This window comes from Xanthomonas sp. DAR33341 (assembly GCF_003992815.1).
Taxonomy (GTDB): Bacteria; Pseudomonadota; Gammaproteobacteria; order Xanthomonadales; family Xanthomonadaceae; genus Xanthomonas; species Xanthomonas cissicola.
Genome location: NZ_QEYV01000025.1, coordinates 255868 through 263960, shown reverse-complemented (window position 1 = coordinate 263960; position 8093 = coordinate 255868). Strand labels below are relative to the sequence as shown.

At 54.7% G+C, this 8093-nt stretch carries 5 protein-coding genes; 3 read left to right on the top strand and 2 right to left on the bottom strand.

Annotation, left to right across the window (positions count from 1 at the left end; all coding sequences use genetic code 11):
* Positions 1 to 260: 260 nt before the first annotated feature.
* Both EO156_RS11230 and EO156_RS11225 read right to left on the bottom strand, forming a co-directional pair.
* Complete coding sequence (locus tag EO156_RS11230) at positions 261 to 854, bottom strand: hypothetical protein (RefSeq protein WP_124632061.1); 594 nt, start codon at positions 852 to 854, stop codon at positions 261 to 263.
* Between the two features lie 46 nt (positions 855 to 900).
* A complete protein-coding gene (locus EO156_RS11225) occupies positions 901 to 1200 on the bottom strand; it encodes a hypothetical protein (RefSeq protein WP_014089896.1) in 300 nt (99 codons plus the stop codon).
* Positions 1201 to 1911: 711 nt separating this feature from the next.
* Here EO156_RS11225 and EO156_RS11220 point away from each other — a divergent pair.
* From EO156_RS11220 to EO156_RS11210, 3 genes are read left to right on the top strand one after another with little or no spacing between them, the layout of a single operon-like run.
* Entirely contained in the window at positions 1912 to 4593 is a 2682-nt protein-coding gene (locus EO156_RS11220) for a TerB N-terminal domain-containing protein (RefSeq protein ID WP_230577946.1), read from the top strand.
* Positions 4590 to 5888 (top strand): ATP-binding protein, encoded by a 1299-nt coding sequence (locus EO156_RS11215; protein WP_014089894.1) that lies wholly within the window; start codon positions 4590 to 4592, stop codon positions 5886 to 5888. Before EO156_RS11220 ends, EO156_RS11215 begins: the two co-directional genes overlap by 4 nt.
* A 3-nt stretch (positions 5889 to 5891) precedes the next feature.
* On the top strand, positions 5892 to 8090 hold the full coding sequence (locus EO156_RS11210; protein ID WP_016851257.1) for a DEAD/DEAH box helicase: 2199 nt from the start codon (positions 5892 to 5894) through the stop codon (positions 8088 to 8090).
* The last annotated feature ends 3 nt before the right edge of the window (positions 8091 to 8093 follow it).

The window sequence follows — 8093 nt, the reverse complement described above, 5'->3', positions numbered from 1 at the left end:
CCTCGATCTTGAACTCATCCGTATACCGCTTACTGCTCATGGACACCTCCGAATCAGCCATTTTCCATGGCCTTGAGATGTCTAGGAAATCCTGGGCGTATCAATGTAATCGCAACCTGCCAATTATGTATCGACAACATGCTAAGAATACAAAATTCGCCCCACACTGAGTCACCGCATTCGCCACGGCTTTTAATTCCCATAAAATCCGTGGCGGATCTAAAAACTAGAACAACAATTAGGACAAACCGGAACAAGCATCAAAATCCACACAACCTTTTCTTATACATAGCCCAACTAGCTATCAAATGGACCAGTAAAATCAGAGAAGCAACAAAAATTTGCCATTGATTCGCACTAAATTCCGCAAATAGTTTTTCTAGAAAGTTTTCAGCATCTCTCAACGTTGCAGCCTCCACATCTTCAAGATGCTGTCGCATATCTAACTGCATCGCCTCATATGCTTTATTTTTCACAAGCTCAATTACTCGCTCCGAACTTTCGTAACGCCCCATGACATTCTTATAACGCCATACTGCCTCATTGCAATAAAAATTCGCACTCACACTTTGCTTCTCTTTTTCTTTTGAACAAATACTTACCGCATCTATAGCCCGGTCAATTCTCGACCTCTCCATCTTACTGGTATAGACCTTGTTTCGCTGAGCAGACTCCTGATCGACATACCAAATCAAACCGTTAAACGAAAACACTGAAATTATGGCTACTGCTACACCAGCCAGCGCTATAAAAAATAGCCGCCTTGCTGCTGTTAGACGGGAGCGGCTGGCAAATTTTCTTATGGCGCGATACAACGCCAGAAGATATTTTTCTATCACCTCTAAATTTGGCATGTAAATCAATTCTTTGTCGGAGTGTTCAAAAAATAGGGCGGCCGAACTATTTAATTATTAACCAAATTTCTTCGCGCAACTCTGTAATCTTCTCAGCAAGACCTACGTCATATTCCTTTTCCTCCGAAGCAAACTCATCCTCGGAAATTGAATTCATCTCTACCTCTAAGGACTCAAGCGCATCATCCATGGAAATCAGCTCTCGCCTATGCCTTTCACGGATGTCATTCTTTATTAGAAAATCGAGCTCACTAACTCCTCCGCTGATCCTTTCTTTAGCAACTCGCTCTTTGGCTTCAGCGTTCCACTCGTCAAGTAAAACTCTAACCTCATCAAGATCAATCATTGAAGCTCCTTTGGACCGATTTTGGTCTACCCAAGCTTGAGCATATATTCTGGCATGCCCTCCGTATACCCATCTTTTAGCTGAGCCAAAGCTTCATATCCATCTAGCACGATGTCCGGTTAACATCCCCCAGGAGGAGTGCCAGAGGCAGGGGGCCACGTGGCGAGACGCAGGAAAAAGCAAGGCGCGGACCTTACCGTGATCGCATTGGTAGTCGCCTTGGTGATCATTGCGATGGTGCCGAGACAGGTATGGATTGCTCTCGGCATTACTGCTGTGGTCGCTTTCGGGGTCTACCTCTTCGTGAAGTGGCAGGCTCAGAGGAAGTCACCCGCCCCAATCGTGCGTGAGCCGACCCTCGCGGAACTCACTGGGACAAAGAAGGCCCCAAGCACATCTCGCGGCTCAGCAGCATCTGCTCCCGCCAGCGCCAACCGTAAGATCCTGTCTTCCATGCTAGAGGCCGCTCAACCACCGATCGCTCCATCGCCCTCGCAGAGCAACCGGGTTGCCAGCGAGCGCGTTGCGGCACCGACCGCAGCGTTGAGCCAATCAGCTCCCCATGCTCCCCAGGCGGCACCTCCACAGAACCCAGCTCGGGTTGCAACCTACCGACCGGGGAACTTGCGGACCGCGATGGCGCATATTGCCGAGCACGGCCCGATGACACCAGTAGCACCACAGACTCCTGCCCCTCCTGGGCAGGCGGAAATGTCTACGATCATTCTGTCAGGCACACGTGCCACACAGGAACCGAGCGCCACCGGAAATCCTCAAGATCGTCCCGTTCCTCAGCGGCCCAACGGCAATTTGCTTGAAGCAATGCGCGCTGTGGCTGAGCAATCATCAATCAGCCGGCAAGCGAACTCTGCCATTGATGCCGCATCAGACGCTCCGCGCATCATCGTGCCCACACCGAGCCGCCCACGCCCAACTGCTTCGCCTAGTCCAAGCGATCTAGGAACAAACAAGACACCAGACGCGCAAACCATCGCCTCGGCACCTACGGAAGCCCCGTCATCGCCGCAGCAACTGAACAGCAATCTTCTCGACGCTATGCGTGCAGTCGTTGCTAGAGCTGCGATGCCTCCACCCGCCCAAACGGCTTCCGACCCCACACTTGAAAGTCAACGCGTGATCGCGCCAACGCCAACTGCTGGAAGAGTTGAGACGATCCCAGCACTGCCAGCTGCATTGCAGCCTATTCCTGTTCCGTCGAGCGAGACAGAGGTGTCATCCATTCCGCCACCGTTGCCTGCGGCCTCCCGCACGGAGCCGGCGAACGCCCCGGACGAACTTCATCGCACCAGCATCGCCAGCAGTGCACCTGCGAAGGAATTCTTGGTGCCCAAGCCTCCTGCGGGCTGGGAGAACACGCGTTGGGTGCAGCCGGGCGAGATCATTGAAATTCGCGGGGTAAAAATCTCGGGCGGACTGTTCTACTCTGGGGTCAAGCTCGCAACACCAAGGGGTGGGAATGAACCCAGCTTGGTCAATGGCGTTCTCGCCGTTGCACCAACTGGCAACTACCGCGAGCCAGTCGGCTATCAAGAAAACTACGCTGACCTATCTGCAACCGAACGTCGTGCCTACATCAATTGGCTCGCTTCTGATCGATCCGATCCCGAATGCAACTATCGATACGTGATGTTGTTCTTGTATGGCATTGAACGGCGGGTCTTGATCGATGGAGCCGACGATTCAGAGTCAAAGCAGGGTTGGCCGGAAATCAAGGCAGCACTGCGACAGCTAGAAGCCGCCTACGGCAAGATCTACCCCGTTATCCGATTCCAGATCAACAGCTTGCTGGACTGGATGGAACTTGATGACGTTGGGGAAAAGCTTTACACCAAACCGCTCCCCAGCTTTCAGCGCACACATGAGCTTCCGTTTTACCTCCGCCTAGCCTTGGGTCAATGCTCCTTGGATCGTGCCCCGGTTCCCGCACCCTTGGCCCTTGCCTGGGCACGCCTCAGCCCAGAAGTCTCCATGCGCACTCCTACTGTCCGCTGCGCAGAGGAGTTCGATCAGCTCTTTGTTGAGCGATACCGGGAGCTTTTTGACGCGGGGTTGGTCCTGCCCAAGAACCGCACCAAGCTGAAATTTTCGAGACAAACATTTTCCCCTGCCTTTTATGGCAGCAGCTTCAAACCCAAGACCTTTGGCGATACACCGGATGTCACCGCGCTCACAGCGCCCATCAAGAAGCTCAACGAAATCGTCCAGCAATGCACGGATGAACTCGGCCCGTTCAGTCGTCTTCTGATTAAAAATCCCGAAGCTCGAACCACGCTGGAAGGCCTGTTACACCTGCCAACCAGCATCTGGCCTGCCCCCAGCAAAGCAGCGCTCCAACTGCTGGTGGACGAGGTTCAAGGTCGTGCGATCACCCTGCCCCTGAGCCAGCTTGCCGATCGCTTTGGCAATGGTGGAGCGTCGCTCAACCGAGAAAAGATCCGAGATCTTGCCAGGACGCTCGAAGCCACTCACATCGGCATGGAGCCCAACGTGCTCGAAGGCGCGCGGGCGCCTGGCGACACTGATCCTGTTGCCCTCTTTGCGTTGCTGCCCGGCCAAACCCATCAGGCCCAAAGCAGCGCGTATCAAATCGCCCTGTTGACCTTGCAACTTGCTTCCACCGTTGCTCAGGCCGATGGCGATTTCAGTGCACACGAAATCGAACATCTTGGCCGAGAGATTGATGCATGGAGTCACCTCAGTCCCGCCGACCACAAGCGCCTTCGTGCGCATCTTGTGTGGCTGAGCCAAGCACCCATCACTCTGGCCTCGCTCAAGAAAAAGCTTGATCCATTGGATCAAATCACCAAGGAAACGATCGCAACCTCAATGGCAAGCCTTGCGCAAAGTGACGGCACGGTTTCGCCGGACGAAATGCGCTTCTTGGAGAAGGTTTACAAGACGCTCGGTGTGGAGACCAAACGAGTCTTTAGCGATGTCCATGCAGTTGGCACGGGCAGAAGCACCCCCAAAGCAGAGCCAACCAAGCAGTTTCGCCTGGATCCCAAGCGCATCGCCGAACTTCAACGGGATACCGCTAAGGTCTCTGCCCTCTTGGCTGGCATCTTTACCGATGATGTGCCTGAGCTCATCATCGAGCCCCAAGCACTGACGCTCCCGGGTCAAGAAGCTACTGCTACTCCTGGCATGTTGGGCTTGGATGAAGCACACAGCGCACTGCTGCGCCTCATGCTCTCCCGACCCAGTTGGACGCGCTCGGAACTCGAAGATGGCGCTTCGGATCTAGAACTAATGCTCGACGGCGCACTTGAGCACATCAATGATGCATCGTTTGATGCTTATGACATCCCATTCTCTGAAGGAGACGATCCGGTGGAGATCAACCCAGAGTTCATCGAGAAAATAGAGCAATGAGCAACCCTATTCGTGCCAAGGATCGTGATGCGGTCATCCAGTCGTTGCGTGCAGGTGTCGTGCCTCGTGCTGGTCAGCACCTAATCCAGGTTGGGCGCATTCGCGAAGTCGAAACGCTGGTCAGCGACATTGATCGCTTGGCCGATGGCGGCTCCTCGTTCCGACTGGTCGTTGGCGAATACGGTGCCGGCAAGACCTTTTTCCTCAACCTGGTGCGCGCCATCGCGATGGAGCGCAAGCTCGTCGTGGCAAGCGCTGACCTCAATCCCGATCGGCGTTTGCATGCCTCCGGTGGTCAGGCGCGCTCTCTCTATGCAGAACTCATGCGTAACTTGGCCACGCGCACCAAGCCTGACGGTGGCGCGCTGCCAGGAGTCGTTGAGAAATTCATCGCGACCGCTAAGACCGAAGCCAAAGCAAAAGATGTTCCCACCGAACAAGTCATCCGCGCCAAGCTTGAACAGCTGACGGAACTCGTTAACGGCTATGACTTCGCTGATGTCATTGCGGCTTACTGCAAAGGCTTTGAAGAAAGCAATGAGCAACTCAAATCCGCTGCCATTCGCTGGCTGCGTGGCGAGTTCTCCACCAAGACCGACGCTAAAGCTGCGCTGGGTGTGCGCTCGATTGTTGATGATGCCTCAGTCTACGATCAGCTCAAACTGATGGGGCGCTTTGTGCGCCTGGCCGGCTTTAGCGGCCTTCTGGTTTGCCTAGACGAGCTCGTTAATCTCTATAAGCTTGCTAATGCCCAAGCGCGCAACTCGAACTACGAGCAGATCTTGCGCATGCTCAATGATTCCTTCCAAGGCACGGCAGTCGGTCTTGGCTTCGTATTGGGTGGCACGCCCGAGTTCCTGATGGACACGCGGCGTGGCGTTTACAGCTATCAGGCCCTTCAAAGCCGTTTGGCCCAAAACGCCTTTGCCAAGGAAGGGCTGGTCGACTTCTCCGGACCTGTGGTCCGGCTTTCGAGCCTCACTGCAGAAGACTTCTATGTGCTTTTGACCAAGATCCGTCATGTCTACGCAAGCGGCGATGCGGACAAGTATTTGCTGCCTGACGAAGCGATCCAGCAATTCATGGAGCACTGCGCCAATCGGATTGGTGACAGCTTCTTCCGCACGCCTCGCACCACGATTACCGCGTTCATCAATCTCTTGGCTGTCTTGGAGCAAAATCCCGGCACGGCTTGGCAAACCTTGATCGGAGAGGTCGAAGTCAAGGAAGACCATGGCGGCGACGAAGATCTCGCGGTTCAAGGGGATGACGAATTGGCTTCGTTCAAGCTTTAATCCATGAGCCAGTCGAACGCCTTCTCGCTTCTTTCGCCAGGCATCCAGCGCTACTTGTGGGCAGAGCAATGGGAAGCCCTGCGGGATGTCCAGGAAATGGCCATCCCACTGATCCTGCCTGCCGATCAAGATGTGATCGTGGCTGCTAGCACCGCCTCGGGGAAGACGGAAGCGGCCTTTCTCCCAGCGCTGACGTATCTCGAACAGCAAACCCCAGCAGGTTTGATCGTTTACATCAGCCCCTTGAAGGCCTTGATCAATGATCAATTCGGTCGATTGGAGCGACTGTGCGAAGACCTCGACATTCCGGTGTGGCCGTGGCATGGCGACATCAGCAGCACAAGCAAACAACGCTTCTTCAAGAAACCACATGGCGTCGTTCTGATTACACCAGAGTCGCTGGAAGCGATGCTATGCAATCGAGGCACCTCGGTTGCCGGCATCTTCAAGCACCTTGCCTACTTTGTGATCGACGAGCTACATGCCTTCATCGGCAGCGAGCGCGGCAAACAACTTCAATCCTTGCTGCACCGGATCGATACCGTCGTTGGACGCAAGGTGCCTCGCATTGGGCTATCGGCAACACTGGGTGACATGCAGGCTGCGGCGCGCTTTCTGCGTCCAGCGGGCACCGCTGCGATTGTCGATGCCCCTTCCGATGCGTCAGAACTTCTCCTTATCATCAAAGGCTTTGAAGAACCTGTTCCTCAAAAGGGCGAAGCTGATGACAAGAAGGAGAAGCAAGAACTAGCACCATTGGCTGTGGCCGAGCATTTGTTCAAAATCCTTCGAGGTAGCAACAACCTGGTCTTTCCCAACAGCCGCCGTGAGGTCGAGCGCTATACACACCTGCTCAATGAGCTTTGCGAGAAAAGCGGCGTTTCGCGCGAGTTCTGGCCTCACCATGGCAGTCTTTCCAAAGAAATCCGTTACGACACTGAGGCTGCGCTCAAACAAAAGAATCAGCCAGCGACTGCCGTTTGCACCAACACGTTGGAGCTTGGCATCGATATCGGCGCGGTCAAGAGCGTTGCCCAGATTGGAACGCCCCCTACCGTTGCCAGTCTCCGTCAACGCATGGGCAGATCCGGAAGACGCAAAGGTGAAGCTGCGATCTTGCGCGGCTATGTGATTGAAGACGCCATCGACTCGCAAGCGGATCTCCGAACACGCCTGAGGCTCGACACCTTCCAGACTTTGGCCGTAGTCATGCTGCTCACCGAAAAATGGTATGAGCCGCCTGTGGTCAAAGGTGCGCATCTTTCCACCTTCATCCAGCAGCTCCTTTCCGCCATTGCGCAGTATGGCGGCCTGACTGCACCTCAGGCATTCCAGTTGCTGTGCGCCCCCAATGCCCCTTTCAATCAAGTGTCTCGTGATGCGTTTGTCGAGCTCTTGCGCCATTTGGGGCAGCACAACATCTTGATTCAAGACGGATCTGGGCTCTTGTTGCACGGATCTGTCGGTGACCGTATCGTCAACCACTACTCGTTCTATGCAGCGTTCACGGTCGACGAAGAATTTCGGATTGTCGCCGCTGGCAAACCGCTTGGCACCCTGCCCGTCTCTCAGATGCTCACGACCGGCCAGCGTATCTTGTTTGGTGGGCGCACCTGGCTGGTCGAGCAAATCGACGAAGGCCAGAAAACAATCTATGTGTCTGCCACCAAAAGTGGCGCGCCACCGTTGTTCAGCGGCGGCGGCGGACGCGTACATACCAAAGTGCGTCAAACCATGCAAGCGATCTATCAGGGAACACTGACGCCGACGTTTGTGGATGCGTGTGCGCAGCGCTTCATCGATGAAGGACGGACCAGCTACCAGCAACACAGCTTGGATGATCAACTCTTTCTGGATAGGGGAAGCGACATCCTGCTTCTCACTTGGCTGGGCGATGCGGCCAACGATGCAATCGCTTGCTTGCTCAATGCCAGGAACTTCAAGGCTCAGGGGAGCCGACTGGGGGTCGAGATCACTCGGGGTCCGAGTGCCCTTGAGAACATCGAGACAGCGCTCAAGGCGATTGCCGCTGCACCAGCCCCGTCCATTGAAGTGCTATTGGCAGGTGCTAAAAATCTGGCCAGCCAAAAGTGGGACAGTCTGCTTTCGCCTCACCTGCTTCAAGTGTCCTATGCCAGCTCGAACCTCGATCTCGATGAAGCAATGGATTGGCTAAGGAAAACCTTCTTTTCCAGCAATTAATCG

Coding starts and splice junctions, on each gene's coding strand:
- EO156_RS11230 (WP_124632061.1), bottom strand. CDS start 854: ATGCCAAATTTAGAGGTGATAGAAAAATATCTTCTGGCGTTGTATCGC.
- EO156_RS11225 (WP_014089896.1), bottom strand. CDS start 1,200: ATGATTGATCTTGATGAGGTTAGAGTTTTACTTGACGAGTGGAACGCT.
- EO156_RS11220 (WP_230577946.1), top strand. CDS start 1,912: ATGTCTACGATCATTCTGTCAGGCACACGTGCCACACAGGAACCGAGC.
- EO156_RS11215 (WP_014089894.1), top strand. CDS start 4,590: ATGAGCAACCCTATTCGTGCCAAGGATCGTGATGCGGTCATCCAGTCG.
- EO156_RS11210 (WP_016851257.1), top strand. CDS start 5,892: ATGAGCCAGTCGAACGCCTTCTCGCTTCTTTCGCCAGGCATCCAGCGC.